This window comes from Streptomyces sp. CA-142005, assembly GCF_050942335.1.
Classification (GTDB): Bacteria; Actinomycetota; Actinomycetes; order Streptomycetales; family Streptomycetaceae; genus Streptomyces.
Window position 1 is genome coordinate 159127 of record NZ_CP192078.1, and the last position, 19493, is coordinate 178619.

A 19493-nucleotide genomic window follows, 5' to 3' on the forward strand; every position below is an offset into this window, starting at 1 on the left:
ATCGGCGACGATCCGGGCTGTATCGGGCCGCTGGTCAGCTCTGACCGGGGCGCTCGATGGACAGCCCGCAGCGGGCCGCCGGCCCGGCTCGGCTGCGGAGGTGCCGGGTGCACTTCCTGCGCAACGTCTTCAGCGTGATCCCGAAGGACGCCGCCGAGATGGTCGCCGCCACCATCCGCACCATCTTCGCCCAGCCCGACCAAGCCGCCGTTCGTGCCCAGCTCGACACGGTCGCCGACATGCTCGGCGCACAGATCCCGCAGGTCAAACAGATGCTCCTTGACGCCAAGGACGACCTGACGGCCTTCGCGGCCTTCCCGGAACGCCACTGGAAGAAGATCCAGTCCACAAATCCGCTGGAGCGGGTCAACCGAGAAATCAAGCGTCGCATCGACGTCGTCCAGGTCTTCCCAAACGACGACGCGCTGCTGCGACTGGTCACCGCCGTGCTCTTCGAGATGCACGACGAGTGGATCGCCTTCCCCCGCCGCTACCTCCCCGAAGGCAGTATGGACCAGATCTACCCCCGCCGAGCTCCCCGAAAGCGTCCCCGGACTACCCAACGCCACCAACACAACGGCCGATTGATCGCCTACACCACGACAAGGGACATCCAGCGGTTGACTGTATGTCAACTACCAGTAGAGCATCTAACGTTGGTGTTCACGTCTGCATCGGGGGTTGCATGTCCTTGGCGGAGCGCAAGGAGGGCGACGGGCTTCCGGCCGACGTTCGCTTCAAGCAGACCGAACGGACAGGCCAGGCCACCTACCACGTCTACGGCGGGCCGAGCCGGCGGGCCGCACTGGAATTTCTTCGTGGGGCCCATGTCAAGGACGAGCTGGTCTACAACATCGTGGAGACCCCGGAGGGCAACTTCGGGCGGGACCTCATCTACTTGTTCCACGAGGCCGACGGCAAGCCGATCGAGTTGGGGGAGCGGCCGCAGAGCCAGAGTCCTTCGCCGTCGGGCACGCGGTGTGCCTGGTGCGGCTTCTTCGTCGTGCCGTACAAGCTGCCGATCAATGACGAGAACGTCGGCTCGGTGTCGTTGCATCTGACCTACGACGAGCTAGCTGTCCTGGTGAAGACGGGCGGCGGGCTGCACTGCGGTGCGTGCTCGATGCTGCAGTGCGCCGTGTGCAGTGGCATCGCCCAGACCGGCGGTACGGCGCTTGCGACCGTCTGCCGGGCCTGCGGTGGAGAGATGGCGGTCCAGACCGTGGTCGGCCCTGTCGAGCGCGCGGCCGTGCCGGGCGGGCCAGACGCGGAGCAGATGGTCACGCTGCCCGCCGATCCGATGGGGGACGAGCTGTGGGGCATGGCGCCGTTGCGTCTGCCCTGGAGCATCGATGTGGCACGCTTCTTCGAGCAAAGCACGCTGCCGTATGTGTGGCCGGAGGATGGTCGTCACACGGAGTACATCGGCAGTGGGGAGCGGGCCCAGACGCTCCTGCGCGCCAGTTGGACCAAGGTCTTCCTTCATCACCCCAACCCCGAGGTGGCGCTGGGATGTCTGCGCAGCGCACCGCCCGACGGGATGCTGACCCTGGCGTCGCTCGCCGATCTGCTGGCCTCGCGCACGGCCGAGCCACGGGTCAAGGAGGAGGCATCGAGGGCACTCTGGCGGCTGAGCGACGGGCTGGTCGGTTACACGCTCAACGTCCTTTTGTCGCGTGGCGTGATCACGTCCGGCTATGACACGCACTCGGTTCACCAGGCGCTGGGGCATCTCCGTAGGGCCTGTCCTCAGAGTCGGCGTGCCTGGTTCGAGGAGCAGTTGGCGCGGTCCGAGGATGAATGACCTCGGGGGCGCCGAGGAGTCAGATGCCGATGTGGACGTAGGACGCCCAGAGGAACGGGTTCTGGAGTGCGTCCGCCGGTCCGTCCGTGGTCCCGTCTCCTCTGCGGGCGCGGAGGGTCGCCCGATGGAGGGCCTGTGCTGCGCAGCTCACGTCCAAGTCGCCCTCCGGCGTGCGGAGTCGGGCGTAGAAGTCGTCGGCGACGCGTACCGAGAGTTGATCGTCGATCTCCCACAGCGTGCTGATGACATGCGGGAAACCGGCGATCTGGAATGCCGAGGCCAGATGGATCGACTCGTCGAGCAGGCGCACCGGTTGGGTCGAGGCGGTGTTGCATGCCGACAGGTAGGCGAGCTGTGCCTGGTCCAGCGCGACCGGTGCCAGGCTCGCGGCGGTCAGCGGGTCGTGCTCGTGGTCCCGCAGCAGGAGCCGGCTGCGTGAGGGCTGGTGCGGGTCGGTAGCGCCGTGGCAGGAGAAGTGGGCGATCGGGTGGTGGGCGAGGCGGGCGAGGACGGAGGCCTTCGTCGGCTCCGCCGTGGCGTCCAGTACGGCCCCCTGGTCGGCGAGCACGGTGAGTTCGGGCAGGTGGCTGCGCAGCACCCCGACCTCTTCCGTGACGTACGGCAGGCGGCCCAGGCTGGGGAGTCCCGGCGTGGCCGGCATCGCCACCACCAGCGCCGGGAGCGTCGGCCCGCGTCGCGCGGGTGACGCGGTCTGCCTGGTGTGGATGAGTGTGCGCAGGGACGGGGCGTAGCAGGAGACCACGCGGTCGATGACCGTGCGCGGGCACCGCTCGCGGGCCGCGGTGGTGTGGTGGCCCGCGGCGTGGATCGGCAGCAGGCTCAACAGGCCGCAGGGGACCCACCAGACACGGGGCCAGGGCTCCGTGTCGGCACAGGGGCCGGTGCGGTGGCCGAGTGCCTCCAGCACCGGGGCCGCGATGGCGTCCCACAGCCACTCCAGTACGGAGAGCATCCGGGCCCCGCCCCGCTCCTCCGCCGCCGCGTCCCCCATCAGAATCGACTGCCGGGCCGCCAGGAACGCCGAGGCCTTGGTGGCCACACCGTCCGCGTCGGCCTGCGGGAGCGGCAGCGCCGTGACCCCGTCCCGGGTGACCAGGAGGGCATGGCTCCCGTACGCGCTAACGTTGAGCACGACCACCGGCCCTGCCTGCGCCGCGCCGAGCAACTCGTCGGCGCCGGGCGGCAGACCGAACGAGCCGAAGCCGTCGAGCGCCCTGATCCTGGCCTGAGTGGCGGCGAACTCCGCGGCGAGTTCGTGCCGTTCGCGGCCGCCGCCGGGCTGTGGTGCGGCCGTGGGAGTGCCGGGCTCCGCGCATCCCGACGACGGGCTGGCTTCCCAGGGCTGGTCCAGCAGATCGCGGAGTTCGACGAAGCGCGCGGCGAGATCTGGGTGTCTGAGGCGCAAGGCGGACAGGTCGTCGCGGCTGTCGAGCGCCTGGCTGATGAGGACGCCGCGTCCGGCCTCCAGCAGGCTCAGGGCCCGCCCCGCCCGGTCCGCCGCGGGCAGCCGCGGATCGGCCAGGACGAGCGAGGCCGCCTCGCCGGCCAGTCCCGCCAGGCCGCCCAGCGCGTACTCCTGGTCGCTGCGGGCCAGGCGGCGGGGGCTGACCTCCGGTAGGAGCCGTACCGCGTTCTGGAGCAGGTCCGTCGCACGCAGTACTTCGGACGCGGCGACCAGGTCGGCGGCGGCCGCCCTCGCGGAGCCGAGGCGTTGCCACACCGGCGCCGTGTCCACGGCCGACGCTTCGACGTCCGCCGCCGTCGCGGCGCACCGGTCGTCAGGGTTGCCCGTGGACGCGTGGCGGGCGCGCAGGGCGGCACCCAGGTTGGCGAGGAACCGGGCGCGTTCCGGGTGGCTGCCGGAGATCAGCGACACGCTTCTGCGGCCCGCGGACACCGCCTCTTCCACGTCCTCGAGGCGCCCGGTCCGTTCGTGCCTCTGGGTCAGGGCGTGCGTCAGGTTCGCGAGGTACCGGGCCAGATCGTCGGCTTCCCGACCGGTCGACGCCGCCACCGCGCGACGCGTCACGTCGATCCCCTCGTCCAGATCCTCGGGCCGGCCAGCGTACTCGAACCGCGCCAACAGGGCGTTGCCGAGATTGGACAGGTGCATCGCCCGGTCGGACCTGTGGATCCCGGTCGCCACCGCCTCACGGCAGAGAGCGATCGACGCCTCGATGTCGTCCCGGTCCCGTGTCCGCCGGGACCGGGCCCACAGCAGCAGGCCCAGCGCGTTGAGCACCGTGGCACGCCGTCTGCGGTCGAGGGTGGGGTTCTGCAACTGCGCCCGCTCGTGGCGGATCGCCTCGTCCAGGTCCGTGACCGCCCCGGCCTGCCTGTGCCGCAGGAACAGCAGTTGGGACAGTACGCCCGAGAAGTGCGCGGGTCCGGGCCAGTGGTCCTGCGTCCGGGTCAGACCGGCGCGGGTGAGCACGATGGCCTCGTCCAGGTCCGCGACCGTACCGGTCGCCTGGTACCTGTTCACCAGGGCCGCCACGAGGATCAGCTCGGCGGGCGCCTCGGTGCGTGCGGGGGCGCTCTCGGCGGACGCGCGTGCGAGGCGTACGGCTTCGTCCAGGTGCGTGGGGTTCCCCGAGAAACGTGCCTTGAGGGCCAACTGGACCACCAGGTTGACCAGATACGTCTGCCGCTCGGGATGGTCCACTGGAGTCATGTCGAAGGCCTTTAGGCTGCACGCCAGGGCCTCGTCCAGTCCCACCGCGGTGTGAGTCAGCTCGCAGCGGTCCGCCAGGGCGGCGCCGAGACCGTTCAGGCTCACGGCCTGGTCGCTGCCTTCGCGCGGGCGGGCGTTGACCCCGCGCCGGGCAACGGCGACGGCCTCATCGATCGCCTCGGGGCGTCCGGTCTCCATGACGAGCAGACGCAGGCTCTGGACCAGATTGTGGAGCGCGTGCTTGCGCGAGGGGCCCGGTCGGCTCAGCACGACAGCCGTGCGCTTGAGGTCGATCGACTCCTCCAGGTCCTCGACCGATCCGAGGTACTTGAACCGCTCGCTCAGCGCCGAGCCGAGATTCGCCAGCGCGGCAGTGCCGTCCGACGGCCGCGGGGGAGGCAGGCACGTCGCGCTACGAGCCACCTCGATCGCCTCGTCGAGGTCCGCCTGCCGCTCGGCCACCTTGAACCGCTCGAGGAGCAAGGCCGCGAACGCTGAGAGGCAGACGGTGTCCCTGCGGGCCAGGGAGATAGCCTCGCGCCCGGCGGCGATCGCAGGTTCCAGGTCCGCCGCATCCCTGGTCTCCGTGAAGCGTAGATGCAGCGCGCTGAGAAGCCGGTAAAGATGCGGTACGCGGCCGGGATCGTCGGCCGGCAGCGCCGCGACGGCGGCACGGAACGAGGAGATCGCGCTGTTCAGCTCCGCCGGGGAACGGGTTTGCTCGAAGCGGTCCCAGGCGGAATCGCCCGTCTTTGCATACGAGTTCGCCTCATCAGAGGGGTACACCCAGGGCAACCCTTCCCTTCACGGCAGGAGGATCCGCTGGGGATCCTCGCGGATCTGACTGAGCATCCGGTCCAGTTCGGCCGGTTCGATGCCCGCCGGTACCTCGAGCCTGGCCCCAGACGCCAGCTCGATCACGATGCGCTGCCCCTCCTTGGCCGCGCCGCGCCCCAGGATGCCGGTCACCAACGCGGTCAGGGCGGAACTCGCAGCAGCAATGGTGGCCACGAGGATCGCAGCGTCCCCCGTCCGGAACCTCGACGCCGACTGTTCCAACTCCACCGAGATCCCGGAGTCCCAGGAACCGTCACGGCTCAGTTCGCCGTGCACGTCCTCCGCCGCACGCGAATCCGACGCGACGATCACGCGCCACTTGGGCAACTCCAGCACCATCCCCCAGTCCCTTCGCCAACGTGATCAACACAGGCTTCACAGAAGCCAGTTGATGGCTGAGTATGGCACGCGGGCGGTATTCCCCGATCGTAAGACGATTCCATGGCGCACAGGCACCCTTGACCAAGGTCCATGCGAGCTGTTCCGTGGAGAAGTCGGAGCGTCGCACTCGGGGGTGGCCTTCGCGACTATGCCGGTTAGCGGTGTCTGCTGTCTCGCCAGCGGCACTGATGCGTCGACCACTCCCCCGGTTGTTGGTGCCTCCGCATGAGGCTCCGACGCGGACTCGCGATCGCTGGCGGCCGCTGAGGATCAACGCAATCAGCCGAACCGGTCAGCCGTCCGCTCATTGTGCACGTGTCACACAGAGTTACCTTGATGCGAGGCGGCTGTCGCTAGCCCAGGCAGGCACAAGTATCCCTTCCATGCGATGGACAACCTCCTCACGTCAGTGTGGACGTGTCCGCACCCGCATAAGAGCCGCCCAGCTCCGCTCCGAGGGCTACGAGATCCGCGACGAGGACATCGCCCGGCTCTCCCTGCTCAAGCACCGCAACATCAACGTGCTCGGACGCTACAGCTTCACCGCCACCATCCCGGCCGCCGGCTCCCTACGCCCGCTGCGCGACCCGGACACGGCCGAGTTGGATGACGATGATGACGGTGACGAGGGCGGTAGCTCGCCGGACCGGTCAGACCATCGGGGCGGTGAGAGGTAGTCAGACGGCGGCGCTCAGCGCCTCGGTGATGACGTCGCGCTCGGCAGTGGTCAGGGGCGCGTGGTGTCCCATTTATCTCGGGTCCGGGAAGCCATCAGGCATGTAGGAGGTCGTCTTCTCCCGCTGTTTCATCCCGTAATGCGGATTTGAACCGGTGATGTCGGGTTACGCCAGGAGATGGTTGCTTCACCGGTGAGGCGGCGGGCCATCAGGCCCGTCATGGCCAGGTGGATCATGGCTTCGGAGCGGGCCGGGAGGGTCTCGTAGTCGCGGGCCAGGCGGCGGTGGAGCATCAGCCAGTCGTAGGTCCACTCGACCGCCCACCGCTTCGGCATCGGGGTGAATCCCCTGGTCCCGCAGGCATCGGACAGATCACTCGGCTATGGACGTCGTTCACTCATGACCTGGACGTACCGTCCCGAGTCGAGTGCGCCCAGGCGTGCGTCTTCGGCCGTGGAAGCACGGCATGGACCAGGGCGTCTTGGAATGAGACAGGCTGCTTTCCCGACAGAACCTAGCCCTGCGGGGCCGGGTGGTGGCGCCGGTAGTGGCGGGCGACGCGCATGCGGTTGCCGCACACCGGGGAGCACCATTCCCGTCGTGCGTGATTTTTGACGAAGAAGAGTGGGCAGTTTGGCGCCAGGCAGGGGCGCAGGCGATAGCGGTCGGGTCCGGTGAACAGCTCGACAGCCTGGTGCGCGATGAGCCGTACGGCGAGTTCCGCGGCCGTCCCGCCGCCCTGATAGGCGCGTGAGGGTTGCCCGTCGGCGGGCCAGGCGAGCTCGGGCCAGGCTTGGGCGAGAGCGTTCAGAGCGCTGATCGCTTCCCCACGCGTCAGTTCCGGCGTCGCAGCCGGAGGGCGCGGATCCTCGGTTGCCTCCGCTGCGAGCAGTCGCAGCGCGTCACGCAGCGTACGCAGTGTTCCGGCGACCGGGCGCACCGCGTCCTCGTCCAGTTGGTCGGCCTTGATCGCGGTCTCGGTTCCGAGTCGGTCGGCGACCGCCCGCAGCCAGGCCGCGGCGTCGGCGTCGCGGTCGAGGGCGTCGCCGGTGCGGCTGCTGTCGACGAAGACGGTGTTCATCAGCTCGACCGGCAGCGGCTCCCCTAGTAGCGGCGCGCTCGTAGTCAAGGCATCGCTCATCACGCCTCCATCATACCGCCAGCCTAATGGATGACGGCATGGGCATCCATTTGACGGCCCGGGAATGGCGTGCCATGCTCCTAATGGTAACAGCGGCATCCAACCATTAGTCTGGATGTCTAGGTGTAAGAAGGAGACCGCAATGTCGACGCTGCCCCAGATCAACCCCGCCGAGGCCACCGGCGAGGCCGCCACCCTGCTCGCCGAGCTCAAGAAGAACATCGGCTCGGTTCCGAACATGGCGAAGGTGATGGCGAACAGCCCTGCCCTGCTCAAGGGGTGGATGGGCCTGTCTGACGCACTCGCCGGCGGAGTGCTGCCCCCCGCCGTCCGAGAACGCCTCGCACTGGCCTCCGCCGAGTACAACCGCTGCAGCTACTGCCTGTCCGCCCACACGTTCCTGGGCAAGAACGTCACCAAGCTCAACCCTGACGAGATAGAGCGCGCCCGGCGTGCCGAGTCCAGCGACCCCCACGCGGCAGCCCTGCTCAGCCTCTTCGACGCCATCGCCCGCGCTCGCGGCACCCTCGACGAGACCGCACTCAAGAGCGCTCGGGCCGCAGGCGTCACCGACGCCGAGATCGCGGAGGTCATCGGCAACCTCGCCCTCAACATCCTGACGAACTACTTCAACATCGTTGCCGACACCGACAACGAATTCCCCCTCGTCACGCCGCACCAGCAGGCCTGACGCCCCAGCCGTGCGGGTCGCCATGCATTGTCTTGCCAGCAGCGGCGACCCGCACGCCCACATGGCTCACCAAGGCAGTTCGGGAGCTGCCGCAAGGAGGCGCCTCATGCGGAGCCAAGGCACCGTGCCTCGTCTTCCGGAAAACGCAACAGTCGTGGACGGCCGCTCTGGGAAGGCGCCGGAGTCTGCGGGAATGACACTTTCCGCTCAGGCGGCTCTTGTCTGCAGCGTCCGCCGCTTCACCAACAGTCTGCTCCGCCTCTGGCACATCGGCGAGGAGGAACGGGAGGCGGCCGTGCTCATCGTCGACGAGCTGGTCGTCAACGCGGTCCAGCATGGCCGCACGGACATGACACTGCTGTTGACCCTGAACGGCGCAACCCTGCGCATCGCCGTTGCCGACACCGGACCGCGCGCCCCCCACCCCGACTCCCGTCTTGATGCCGACGAGCACGGGCGCGGCGTGGGAATCATCGAGCACCTGGCAGACCGGGTCGAATTCCACGAGAGCGAACGCCGATGCCTGGCCTACGCCTGGATGCGAGTAACCCCTCTCTCCGACACTGGCGTCCAGCTCGCCAATAGGTCTTCCGGCGACCACTCCTGCCGCACGCCCGCGGGTTCGCTCGTTCGGCCCCAGCCAGGACGAGAAGGACCGGGTAATGGACGACCTGACGGTCACGAATTTATCCAACGGCCAGTTTGCGGTCCTGGCAGCACATTGAGCGGACGGGACGACGGTGTCGGCACGACCACGTCAGCCGCAGGCGGCTGAAGTCCAGCGGGCTTTGCCCGCCAACCTGTTCGGCATCTGTTTCGGCCTCGCGGGCCTGGCTCAGATGTGGACCACCGTCCACGAGCTGGGTGAGACGGCCCAGTGGCCGGGTGTTGCCTTGTGGCTGGTGACGGCGGTGGTGTGGCTGGTCAGCGTGGTCGCCTATGCCCAGCGCGTGGTGGCCCGGCACGTGTGGCGAGCCGAACTCGGCCACCCCGTTCAGGGTCCCTTCGTCTCGCTGGCCGCCATCGTCCCGATGCTGCTCGGCGTGGCCTTGGCCCGCTACCAACGACCGCTTGGCGAGAGCGTGTTCCTGGCCGGTCTGGTCCTGACGCTCGGCTTCGGCAGCTGGATCACCGGGCAGTGGATCACGAACGACATGCATCTGGCCCAATGGCACCCCGGGTATGTGCTGCCCACGGTGACCGGTGGCCTGCTCGCTGCGGGCGCCAGTGCAAGCCTCGGTCACCGGAGCTTGTCGTTGGTCATGTTCGGCTACGGCGTCCTGTGCTGGGTGCTGATCGGTTCGATCGTGCTGCTGCGTTTGGTGACACAGCCGGCGCTGCCCGATGCGCTGTTGCCCGCCCTGGCCATCGAGGTTGCTCCGCCTGTTGTCGCCGGCAATGCATGGCTCACGCTCAACGGCGATAGAGTCGATGCTCTTGCTGCCGGGCTGACGGGGCACGCCGTGTTCATGGTGCTCGTGCAGTTCACGTTGATTCCCCTCTACCGTCGAGCCCCCTTCGGCCCCGGCTACTGGGCGTTCGCGTTCTCGTACACGACGGCAGCCGGTCTCGGAATTCGCTGGCTGATGGCAGAGCAGGTACGCGGCCGCCATGAGCTGACCTGGCTACTGGCGATCCTGGTGACGGCCGCGATGGCGTTGCTGGCCGGTCGGACCGTGCTTGCGCTGAGGCGCGGCATGTTCCTGCCCCAGTAACCGCTCCCCGCCGGCCCACAAGTAGCCGAGCAGGCCCCGCGGAATACACACCCACGCCCACGTGTGCACGCTCGGTGCACACAGGAACGCACAGGGTTACTATCTCGCTGTGGCAGAGGCGAGCTATGACGTGATCGTGATCGGGACCAGCCAGGGTGGGCGGTTCCTCCCCCTCGATCTGGCGAAGGCGGGCAAGAAGGTGGCGCTCGTCGAGCGCGACCACCTCGGCGGCGTCTGCGTGAACATCGGATGCACCCCGACCAAGACGATGGTCGCCAGCGCACGCGTCGCCCACCAGGCACGGCGCGGCGCGGAGTACGGCGTACGGACCGGTCCGGTGTCGGTCGACCTCGCCGCCGTACTAGAGCGCAAACGGGCGATGGTCGCGGGCGCGCGGGAGAACTACGCGAGCCGCCTGGCGACGGAAGGGCTCGACGTGATCGAAGGCGAGTGCCGCTTCACGGGGCCGAAGACCGTCGAGATCGCCCTGAGGGACGGCGGGACACGGGAGATCGGCGCGCCGCTGATCGTCATCGACACGGGCACCAGGCCCAAGCCCCTGACGATCAGCGGCGCACAGAACGTCCCCGTCCTGGACTCGACGTCGATCATGGAGCTGAGCACGCTCCCCGAGCACCTGATCATCCTCGGCGGAGGCTACATCGGCCTGGAGTTCGGACAGATGTTCCGCAGGTTCGGCAGCGAAGTCACCATCGTCCAGACCGGCCCGCGCCTTTTGACGCGGGAGGACGACGACGTCTCCGACGAGGTCGCCGCCATCTTGCGCGATGACGGGATCATGGTCCTGACTTCGGCGACGCCGGAGAAGGTGGAGGAAGCAGACGGCGGGCGGATGCGGCTGACCGTTCACACGCCGGACGGCGAACGGCAGATCGAGGGCTCCCACCTGCTGTCGGCCATCGGCCGCATCCCCAACACGGAGACGCTCACTCCGGCAGCGGCCGGCATCCGGCTGAGTGACAACGGCTTCATCGAGGTCGATGAGCACCTGGAAACCTCCGTCCCCGGTGTCTACGCCATGGGGGACGTCAAGGGCGGCCCAGCCTTCACCCACCTGTCCTACGACGACTACCGCATCCTGCACGCCAACCTGCTCAACGGCGAGAAGGCGAGCACTTGGGACAGGATCGTTCCGTACACCGTGTTCATCGACCCGCAGCTCGGCCGCGTCGGCATGACCGAGCGGCAAGCCAGGGAGCAGAACCGCGCGGTCCGCGTCGCCAAACTGCCCATGAGCGCCGTCATCCGGGCCCTCGAGACCGGGGAGACACGCGGCTTCATGAAGGCCGTCATCGACGCGCACACTCAGCAGATCCTCGGCGCCGCCGTGCTCGGCGCCGAAGGCGGCGAGATCATGACGATCATCCAGGTCGCCATGCTGGGCAAGCTCCCGTACACCGCCATGGCGAACGCCATTTTCACGCACCCGTTGCTGGCGGAGGGCCTCAACAGCCTCTTCACGACGCTCGACGCCTAGTAGTGCTCCGTTAGGGCTGTTTGCCGGGTCGTGGTGCGCGAGGCACGGTGGATGGATGGATATGCGGCAAGTGGCGGAGTGGTAGCACACAGGGCGAGGATCTCAATGTCTTTGTCCCGGTTGCTCAGCGGCAGCAGACGCGGGAGCGCGCGCGATCAGCGGACACGGTCGGCGCGTGGGCATCAGGGCTCAGACCTGGGCGGATGAATTATCGGCACCCGCAGGGTTCGGCGGGCGGGCGGGGGAAACCCACCGGGAGCAATCCTGGCAGGGCGCCCGGGTCCGACCCAACAATCTCTGCGACAAAGTCTTGCCCGGTCCGTCCGCACGTCGGCTGCTGGGCCACCATCAACCGGCCCTGCTCCGCCCCGCCCCGCCCCCACCCACGGTCATCCGGTCTTCGTTGCTCCTGGTGCCAGCGGTCTCTCGCGCCGGAAGCGGGCGGGTGTCGTGCCGAGATGCGCCCGGAAGGCCCGTGAGAACGCGGACTCGGAGGAGTAGCCGACCTGCCCGGCGACACTCGCGACGGTTGCGTCTGTTGTGGTGAGCAGTTCCGCTGCCGCCATCAGCCGCGCCCGTGCAAGGAAGGCGCCCACGGTCGTCCCCGTGTCCCGGGTGAAGTGGCGCAGGAAGGTGGCACGGGACATGGCGGCCGCGCGGCTGAGCCGTTCGATCGTCCAGTCGGCCCCTGGCTCGTTCAGCATGCCCTCGACGGCCGACGCGATGCGGCCGTCGGCCGCCGCGGTCCACAGGGTGGCCTGCGTGGTGTCGCCCCGCGAGGTGCGCAGCACCATCGCCAGCAGCACGGTGCACAGAGCAGAGAGGATCGCCGCGGTGCCCTCGCCCTCGCGTCGCGCCTCACCGCGCATCAGGGCGCCCAGCATGCGCAGCACCTCGTCGCTCTCGGCCGACTGCCCGAAGGAGACATGCACCGGATCGGGCAGGCTTGCGAACAGCAGCGAGCCCGCACCAGCGTCAAAGGTGTAGTGCCCGCAGAACAGGTCGATGACGGGTGTGCCGCCGTGCTCGCTGCGCGTGGTCACGAACACGTCGCCAGCGGTCTCCGTCGTCCCCGTCGGGCCAGCTTCGCCGTCAGTGATCACCCGGTGCGGAGCGCCGCTCGGGATCATCACCACATCTCCGGGGTGCAGGTCGAGCAGGACCGTGCCCACCTGCAGTCGGCATGCGCCGTCCAGCAGCACGTGGAAGGGCGCCTCCAGCTGCCCGTATGCCGATACGTCCATCCTGGTACCGGCTCCGAGCAGGCAGCGCTTGTCGAGGCCGGCCTCGAGGCGGGCCATGCGCAGCAGTCGGCTGACTGAGTCCATGATGAGACTTTCGGGCAGGAAAGCGAGACGATCGAGTCTAGTTGCACCAGCGGCCGCGCCGCAGACTCGACACATGGAGATCACCACAGCACTCACCGCGGATATTCTGGTCATCGGATTCGGTAAGGGCGGCAAGACCGCCGCCCGTGTGCTCGCCGACGCCGGCCGCCGAGTGGTCCTGATCGAGCAGTCCGAGAACATGTACGGCGGGACCTGCCCGAACGTCGGCTGTGTACCGACCAAAATGCTCGTCCACTACGCGAACACCAAGCGCCTCAAGGACGACGCGCAGGAGTTCTTCGCCCACTCGATCGCCGGCGTCCGCGCGCTGACCAGTGCCTTCCGCGCCGGCAACTTCGAGGCTCTGAACGGTAAGGACACCGCGACAGTCATCACCGGCACGGCCCGGTTCGTCGATCCGCACACCGTCTCCGTCGGAGAGGGACCGGACCTCATCACCGTCACCGCTCCCACGATCCTGGTCAACACCGGATCCGAGCCGGTACTCCCCCCGATTCCCGGCCTCGCGGGCAGCTCCCACCTGGTCTCCAGCACGGAACTCACCCGCACACAGAACCTGCCCGAGCGGCTCGTCGTCCTCGGAGGCGGATACCTCGGCCTGGAGTTCGCGGGCATCTACCGGCACTTCGGCACCGAGGTCACGGTCCTCGAAGCAGCCAGCCGGCTCCTGCCGCGGGAGGACGAGGACATCGCCCAGTCCGTCGAGGAGATCCTCACCGGCGATGGCATCCGCGTCATCACCGCCGCGAAGGTCACCGAGGTGCGCGACAGCGGCGCCGTCTCAACGGTTGTATACGAGAAGGACGGGCGGACACACACCGCTGAGGCCTCCGCACTGCTGCCCGCCACCGGGCGCCGACCCGCCACGGACCACCTCCGGCTCGACGCCGCCGGCGTCCGGACCGCGCCGAACGGCGCGATCGAGGTGGACCAGTACCTGCGCAGCAGCCAACCGCACATCTACGCACTCGGCGACGTCAACGGCGGCGAGCAGTTCACCTACATCTCCCTGGACGACGCGCGCATCGTCCTGGACCAACTCCTGGGTGAAGGCAAGCGCACCACGGGCGACCGCAGGGCAGTGCCCCACACCCTGTTCATCACCCCCCCGCTCGCCACAGTGGGACTGACCGAGAGCCAGGCACGTGCGCAAGGACTCAACATCAAGGTCTCGCGGGAGAAGGTCGCAAACATCGTGGCCATGCCCCGCGCCTACACCGTCGAGGAAACCCGCGGCGTCATGAAATTCATCGTGGACTCGGACACCGACCTGATTCTCGGAGCCGCTCTGCTCAGCATCGACGCGCAGGAGATCATCAACACCGTCGCACTGGCCATGCGGCACAACATCACGGCCACGCAGCTCCGCGACGCGATCTACACCCACCCGAGCTCGACCGAAGCCCTCAACGAGGTCTTCGACAAGGTCCTCTCCTGAACCTGCCCAGCAGCGCACACGACGGGCATCTACCCAGGCACGGCGTGCAACCACGCCCAGGTCGCATGCCTCAACGCCCTTCACGTGGCATCGACGGAAGCCCGCGTCGGAGCGGGATGCAACTGCCGTCCAACCATGAGACAAATAGGACAGGCCCAAAGAACGAAGGGCACCCGTGCATACGTCGAGGAAAGGCTACGACGTGCACGCCGACGACGCCGACTGCCAGGCGCAGCGCTCGCCACCTCAATCACCCACCTACTCGCACACCAGGCACCAGGGCGCTCCTGACCGTTGTCCGGCTCAGCCCCCGTGCGAACGAAGGCATGCCTCAAGCCGCAGGCGCTGAACGAGGTCGACCAGCCTTCCCGTCTTCCAGAACAGAAAGAACCATGCAGCAGAAGAACAGACCTTTCGAACTTGCCGATGTCCAGATGCGCGCGCGCGAACTCGCTGACGGCGTATACGCAGTCATGGCGACAGACGTCGACGACACCGACCACACCGCGACCAACGCCGGGTTCATCGTGGGTGATTCGGGAGTGCTGGCGGTCGAATCGCTGAGCAACGGCCGTTTGGCGTCCCAGGTCATCGGCGAGGTGCGCAAAGTGACCGCGCTGCCCATTCGGTTCTTGGTCAACACCAGTTTCCACGGTGATCATTGCTTCGGAAATTTCGCCTTTCCCACACAGACGGTGATCATCCACCATGAGGCGACCAAACGTGTGATCGACGAGCGCTTCGAGCAGGACCGCGCCTTCATGATCGACTTGCTCGGCGCGGACGCCGGCATCGAAGAGGCGGTAGCCCGTTCAGCGGACGTTACGGTCTCCGGGTCGTGCTCCGTAGATCTGGGAGGCAAGCATGTGGACATCGAGCACATCGGCTACGCCCAGACCGACGGCGACCTGGTCGTCCGCATGCGCGAAGACAACATCGTCTTCGTCGGGAACATGCTGCAGGCGCCGCCCCCGGCATTCCCGTGGCTGTTGGAGGGGCGGGCCGACGAGGCGCTCGTCACCTACCGGCGCCTGCACGACATCCTTGACGATGACACACTGATCGTGCCGGGCCACGGCCGGACTATGCGCCGTGCAGACATCCTGCACTCGATCACCTACCTCGAGACGCTGACCAGCCTGGCACGGGACGCCCGGGACAAGGGACTGTCAGCCGCTCAGGCCCGCGAAGCGCTCGCGATGAAGGAATACAGCGACTACAGCATGTACGAATTCATCCACTTCCAGGTAAACATCCCCGCAGTGCTGAACACGGAATGAACAGCGTGCGCATAACTGCGGCACTGATGCCTTTCCAGCCCGGCGGCGGGGCGAGGAGATGTTCGCTCCTGCGATCTGACCCAGCCCAACGGGCGCGGCTTGCCGAGATCCGCGACAACTTGATCGCCCGAATCGCCGAAGCCGAGGCGGAAGGCTGGCTCGGCGAGGTCGAAGGTCTCCAGGTCAGGCTGGCCGGTGCCGAGGAGAAGCTCGCCAGCTCGATCGGGGCCACGGGCAGCCTACGGCCGTGGACCTGGGCATCCCCACCACACGTGGTGATCGATGAACCCACGAAGGTGGGCTGCCGCCTGGCTCAATCAAGATCGAGAACAAGTTCGAAGAAGCGTGCGTCAAACGCCCTTCAGAACACGATCAAGTGCCGCCCGGCCTACGGGTCCCCAGTGCGGCTTGCCACCGGGAAGGCCCCGATCTCCGTTCTGCCCCATGAGCATCAGGAAGAGGCTCTTCATAGCGGCCAGCCCGCGGGCGCGCCGGATCGCCGCCTCGTCTGCACGCGCGTACGTGTCGAAGAACCGTGAGGCCATGCCCGCGGGTAGCAACACCCATGCGGCGGCGAGGTCCAATGCCGGATCGCCGGCGAACAGGTCACCGAAGTCGACGATGCCCGACAGCGTTCCGCCCGAGACCACGACGTTCGCGGGATGAAGGTCGCCATGTACCCAGAGCGGTGGCCCCTCCCACTCGGGCGCTGCGACAGCGTCGTCCCAGACGGCCCGGACATCGTCGGCGAGGTCGTCGAGAGCAACGGCGTGGAGGAAGTGGTCGAAGCCGTCCGTGCAGTCCCTGGGATGGGCACCGCGGTCCGTAGCGATCGGCGCCTCGGCGGGCGCCTCCACGTGCAGTGCCCGGAGGAAACCCGCCAAAGCGTCGGCCGCGTGGGCGCCGCGGCTGATCGAGACATGGTCCAGTGGCTCGCCAGAAACCCACGTCATCACGGTCCAGTGCCTGGGAAAGCGCTCGGACGGTTCGCCGAACCGCACCGGAGTCGGCACCGGGAGCGGCAGTCTCGGGGCCAGCACGGGCAGCCACCGCCGCTCCTTCAGCTGGAGCGCCGGGGTGGGGTCCATGCGCTGCATGCGCACGGCCAACTCGTCTCCAAGGCGCCACATTTGGTTGCCCCAGCCGCCCGCCACCTCGCGGATGGCCAGTCCTGCAAGGTCTGGATGTTGCTCCTGCAGCAGGTTGCGGACCAGGTCTGCGGTGATCTCGCTCTCGGTGTTGGTCATGCGAAGTCACAGTACCGAAGCCGCAGGCGGAGCGGCTCTCGCTCTCCGGAACGTCTGTAGCCGAGCCTCATCCACACGGACGATCTACACCCCGACTCACAGCCTACGGGCGGCGGGCCAGCAAATGGGTGTCGAGAAAGCCCCGCTCTGTCGCTGGGTCGTGGAGCAGCCGGGCGAACGTGACGAGGCCGGCCGCGGCCAGCAGCTCGGCGAACTGGTCCGCCGGCCAGCTATAGGCGGGCGTCACCTTGTGGTCGAAGCGGACCGGCTCCGGTCCCTCGGTCCCGAAGAGAGACACCAGGAGCAGGCCCCCTGGCGCCAGGACACGCACTTGCTCGGCGAGCAGCGCGGGCAATTCTCCAGGTGGGGTGTGGATCATCGAGTAGTGGGCCAGCACTCCGCCGAGCGCGCCGTCCTCGACCGGCAGGGCTTCCATTCGTGCTTCGTCGAACCGCAGCGCCGGATGGGCCCGCCGAGCGTGGTCGACCATGGCCGGGGAGAGGTCGAGCCCGAAGGCGTCCAGCCCCAAGTTATGCAGCATGGCCGTCAGATGACCGGGGCCGCACCCGACGTCGGCTACCCGCAGGTTCCCCGTGCCACGCACGAGCTCGGCGAAGGTGCCGATCATGTTCCGCGCGAACGGCCGCGTCTCCAACTGATCGCTGAACATCGAGGCGTACAAGTCGACGACCCCGTCGTAGGCCGCCCTGGTCTCGTCCTGGTGTCTTAACACGGGAAGGAAAACTAACACCCGTACCGTTCGCAGCCGTTCTCCGGCCCCATTACGGCGCCTCCCCTCAGGGCTGATCGTCCCGGCACCTGATCACGCGACACTCTCCTTAGAGGTCGTTTTCTCCCGATGTTTCATCCCGGAATGAGTGTTTGATCCCGTGGTGTCGGGTCGCGCCAGGAGATGATGGCCTCGCCGGTGAGGCGGCGAGCCATCAGATCGGTCATGGCGAGGTGGATCATGGCTTCGGAGCGGGCGGGCAGGGTCTCGTAGTCACGGGCCAGGCGGCGGTGGAACATTCAGCCATCCGTACGTGCGCTCCACGGTCCAGCGCTTGGGCAGCGGAGTAAATCCCCTGGTCCCGGGGGTGCGTTGGACGATTTCCATGTCGATGCCGAGGGCGGCGGCGTGCTCGACGAGGTGCTGGCGGTAGCCGCCGTCTACCCACACCTTGCGGATGGTGGGGTGGGCCGCGGCAACCTGGTCGACCAGGTGGGTGCCGGCGACTGAGTCCTGCACGCTCGCCGCCGTGACCAGCACCGCGAGGAGCAGTCCCAGGGTGTCGGTCACGATGCTCCGCTTGCGGCCGACGATCTTCTTCGCCGCATCCGTGCCCTGGTCGGTGGCCGGGACGCTGGTGGAGGTCTTCACGCTCTGTGCGTCGATCACGCACGCGGACGGCTCCGCTTCCTTGCCCTCCTTCTGCCGTAACAGCCTGCGCAGCACGCCGGTGAGCTGGGCGAAGATACCGTCCTTCTGCCACTTGGCGAAGTAGCCGTACACGGTTTCCCAGGGCGGGAAGTCGTGCGGCAGGTAGCGCCACTGCACCCCAGTGCGGTCCACGTACAGGATCGCGTTCATGATCTCGCGCAGGTCATGCTCGGGCGGGCGTCCGATGTTCAGCGCATACCGGTGTCGCTCGGCCCGCCAGGCACACCCAACACCGGCTCGATCAACTCCCAGCGCGCATCGGAGAGATCACTCGGATACGCACGACGTTCGTCCATGGACGTACCGCCGATGAGGGCATGCGCCCAGGCGTGCAGCGCGAGCCGCGGGAGCACGAATACGTGACGGGCACCTTGGGATGAGACAGGCGCAAGCCGCACTCCGCCACAGCCGTCACCCCGTGGATCACTTCCGCCGCACCCACTCCACCAGACCCACCGTCGCGATGCCGCACCCTCGAAAGATGCAGGAGAAAGTGCACCCCAAGGGAGAAAACGACCTCTTAGTGTCAGTCCATGTCACAAGATCACATAATGGGCGACGACGGATCGCTGACAGCACCCGAATCGACGCCCGGGCCCGTCACGGCGGCAGATGTCGAGCAGGCCGTGCGAACGGCAGTAGCGACGCTGGCAGACGCGCTCGCAGCGGACTGGCGTGTCCGGGCCGGAGACTTGGAGTGGGACTGTTGGGAGACCCTGGAACACATGGCTGACGGGCTTTTCGCCTACGCGGTCCAACTCGCACCGGCCCGTCCTCCGTTGGACAGCTTCGTGCCACTTCGCTGGCAGCGTGACCGGCCCAATGGGCCGCCGAACGTGGTGTTTGTTGACCGTGCCGTCGGCCCTGAGGGGCTACTGCAAGTACTGGAGGCCGGCTGGGGACTTCTGACGGCCATGGTTCGGACGGTTTCTCCGCAGGTCCGCGCCTTCCACGCCTACGGGGTGTCGGACCCGGAGGGCTTCGCCGCGATGGGGGTGGTGGAGACCTTGGTACACACCCATGACGTGGCTGCTGGCCTCGCCCTGCCCTGGGCTCCACCCGCCGACCTGTGTGACCGAGCCCTGGCCCGGCTGTTCCCCGAAGCGCCCAGGGACACCGACCGGTGGCCCACCCTGCTCTGGGCCACCGGACGCGCCGAATTGCCCGTGCACCATCGCCGAGCCTTTGACCGCTGGCATAGCGCACCGCTGCGGAACGAAGAGGTCTGAACGTTCAGTCCACCGCTCACGGAACGAAGCCAAAGCCAATTCCAAGGAGGCAATCATTCCGACCCAACCG

General features: G+C 67.8%; 14 protein-coding genes and 4 pseudogenes. 10 read left to right on the forward strand and 8 right to left on the reverse strand.

Annotation, left to right across the window (positions count from 1 at the left end; all coding sequences use genetic code 11):
* Window positions 1–86: 86 nt before the first annotated feature.
* Together ACQPXS_RS00815 and ACQPXS_RS00820 are read left to right on the forward strand one after the other, a co-directional pair.
* A pseudogene (locus ACQPXS_RS00815) lies at window positions 87–524 on the forward strand (transposase); the annotation flags it as partial.
* Window positions 525–691: 167 nt separating this feature from the next.
* Window positions 692–1804 carry a hypothetical protein gene (locus tag ACQPXS_RS00820; protein ID WP_433456263.1) on the forward strand — a complete coding sequence of 371 codons (1113 nt, stop codon included), beginning with the start codon at window positions 692–694 and terminating at the stop codon, window positions 1802–1804.
* Between the two features lie 19 nt (window positions 1805–1823).
* Here the strand turns inward: ACQPXS_RS00820 and ACQPXS_RS00825 are convergent, their stop codons facing one another.
* Both ACQPXS_RS00825 and ACQPXS_RS00830 read right to left on the reverse strand, forming a co-directional pair.
* On the reverse strand, window positions 1824–5285 hold the full coding sequence (locus ACQPXS_RS00825; RefSeq protein ID WP_433445954.1) for a CHAT domain-containing protein: 3462 nt from the start codon (window positions 5283–5285) through the stop codon (window positions 1824–1826).
* A gap of 18 nt (window positions 5286–5303) precedes the next feature.
* Window positions 5304–5675, reverse strand: a complete 372-nt coding sequence (locus tag ACQPXS_RS00830; RefSeq protein WP_433445956.1) for a hypothetical protein — start codon at window positions 5673–5675, stop codon at window positions 5304–5306.
* A 482-nt stretch (window positions 5676–6157) separates the two neighbouring features.
* Between ACQPXS_RS00830 and ACQPXS_RS00835 the strand changes: the two are divergent.
* Window positions 6158–6394: pseudogene (locus ACQPXS_RS00835) on the forward strand (hypothetical protein); the annotation flags it as partial.
* A gap of 128 nt (window positions 6395–6522) precedes the next feature.
* On the opposite strand, the pseudogene ACQPXS_RS00840 reads toward ACQPXS_RS00835, so the two are convergent.
* Together ACQPXS_RS00840 and ACQPXS_RS00845 are read right to left on the reverse strand one after the other, a co-directional pair.
* Window positions 6523–6750, reverse strand: a pseudogene (locus tag ACQPXS_RS00840) (IS5 family transposase); the annotation flags it as partial.
* A gap of 158 nt (window positions 6751–6908) precedes the next feature.
* Window positions 6909–7535, reverse strand: coding sequence for a CGNR zinc finger domain-containing protein (locus tag ACQPXS_RS00845; RefSeq protein ID WP_433445958.1), 627 nt, complete (start codon window positions 7533–7535; stop codon window positions 6909–6911).
* A 142-nt stretch (window positions 7536–7677) separates the two neighbouring features.
* Here ACQPXS_RS00845 and ACQPXS_RS00850 point away from each other — a divergent pair, with 142 nt between their 5' ends.
* The 4 genes from ACQPXS_RS00850 (at window position 7678) to ACQPXS_RS00865 (ending at window position 11439) form a co-directional block, all read left to right on the forward strand.
* The gene (locus tag ACQPXS_RS00850) at window positions 7678–8226 is read left to right on the forward strand and encodes a carboxymuconolactone decarboxylase family protein (RefSeq protein ID WP_433445960.1); all 549 of its coding nucleotides are present in this window, start codon (window positions 7678–7680) and stop codon (window positions 8224–8226) included.
* 193 nt (window positions 8227–8419) lie between these two features.
* Window positions 8420–9001, forward strand: a complete 582-nt coding sequence (locus ACQPXS_RS00855) for an ATP-binding protein (RefSeq protein ID WP_433445962.1) — start codon at window positions 8420–8422, stop codon at window positions 8999–9001.
* A gap of 13 nt (window positions 9002–9014) precedes the next feature.
* Window positions 9015–9941 carry a TDT family transporter gene (locus ACQPXS_RS00860; protein WP_433445964.1) on the forward strand — a complete coding sequence of 309 codons (927 nt, stop codon included), beginning with the start codon at window positions 9015–9017 and terminating at the stop codon, window positions 9939–9941.
* A 109-nt stretch (window positions 9942–10050) separates the two neighbouring features.
* A complete protein-coding gene (locus tag ACQPXS_RS00865) occupies window positions 10051–11439 on the forward strand; it encodes a mercuric reductase (RefSeq protein WP_433445966.1) in 1389 nt (462 codons plus the stop codon).
* A gap of 389 nt (window positions 11440–11828) precedes the next feature.
* Here ACQPXS_RS00865 and ACQPXS_RS00870 read toward each other — a convergent pair whose 3' ends face one another.
* Window positions 11829–12767 (reverse strand): cupin domain-containing protein, encoded by a 939-nt coding sequence (locus ACQPXS_RS00870; protein ID WP_433445968.1) that lies wholly within the window; start codon window positions 12765–12767, stop codon window positions 11829–11831.
* A gap of 73 nt (window positions 12768–12840) precedes the next feature.
* On the opposite strand from ACQPXS_RS00870, the gene ACQPXS_RS00875 reads away from it, so the two are divergent.
* Entirely contained in the window at window positions 12841–14226 is a 1386-nt protein-coding gene (locus ACQPXS_RS00875) for an FAD-dependent oxidoreductase (RefSeq protein WP_433445970.1), read from the forward strand.
* A 392-nt stretch (window positions 14227–14618) separates the two neighbouring features.
* Window positions 14619–15506: an MBL fold metallo-hydrolase gene (locus ACQPXS_RS00880; protein ID WP_433445972.1), complete on the forward strand. Its 888-nt coding sequence runs from the start codon at window positions 14619–14621 to the stop codon at window positions 15504–15506.
* Window positions 15507–15856: 350 nt separating this feature from the next.
* Here ACQPXS_RS00880 and ACQPXS_RS00885 read toward each other — a convergent pair whose 3' ends face one another.
* From ACQPXS_RS00885 to ACQPXS_RS00895, 3 genes and pseudogenes are all read right to left on the reverse strand, one after another.
* On the reverse strand, window positions 15857–16753 hold the full coding sequence (locus ACQPXS_RS00885) for an aminoglycoside phosphotransferase family protein (RefSeq protein ID WP_433445974.1): 897 nt from the start codon (window positions 16751–16753) through the stop codon (window positions 15857–15859).
* A gap of 103 nt (window positions 16754–16856) precedes the next feature.
* Entirely contained in the window at window positions 16857–17486 is a 630-nt protein-coding gene (locus tag ACQPXS_RS00890) for a class I SAM-dependent methyltransferase (RefSeq protein WP_433445976.1), read from the reverse strand.
* A 131-nt stretch (window positions 17487–17617) separates the two neighbouring features.
* Window positions 17618–18490, reverse strand: a pseudogene (locus ACQPXS_RS00895) (IS5 family transposase).
* Between the two features lie 255 nt (window positions 18491–18745).
* Here ACQPXS_RS00895 and ACQPXS_RS00900 point away from each other — a divergent pair.
* Window positions 18746–19423, forward strand: a complete 678-nt coding sequence (locus ACQPXS_RS00900) for a hypothetical protein (protein WP_433445978.1) — start codon at window positions 18746–18748, stop codon at window positions 19421–19423.
* Window positions 19424–19493: the final 70 nt, after the last annotated feature.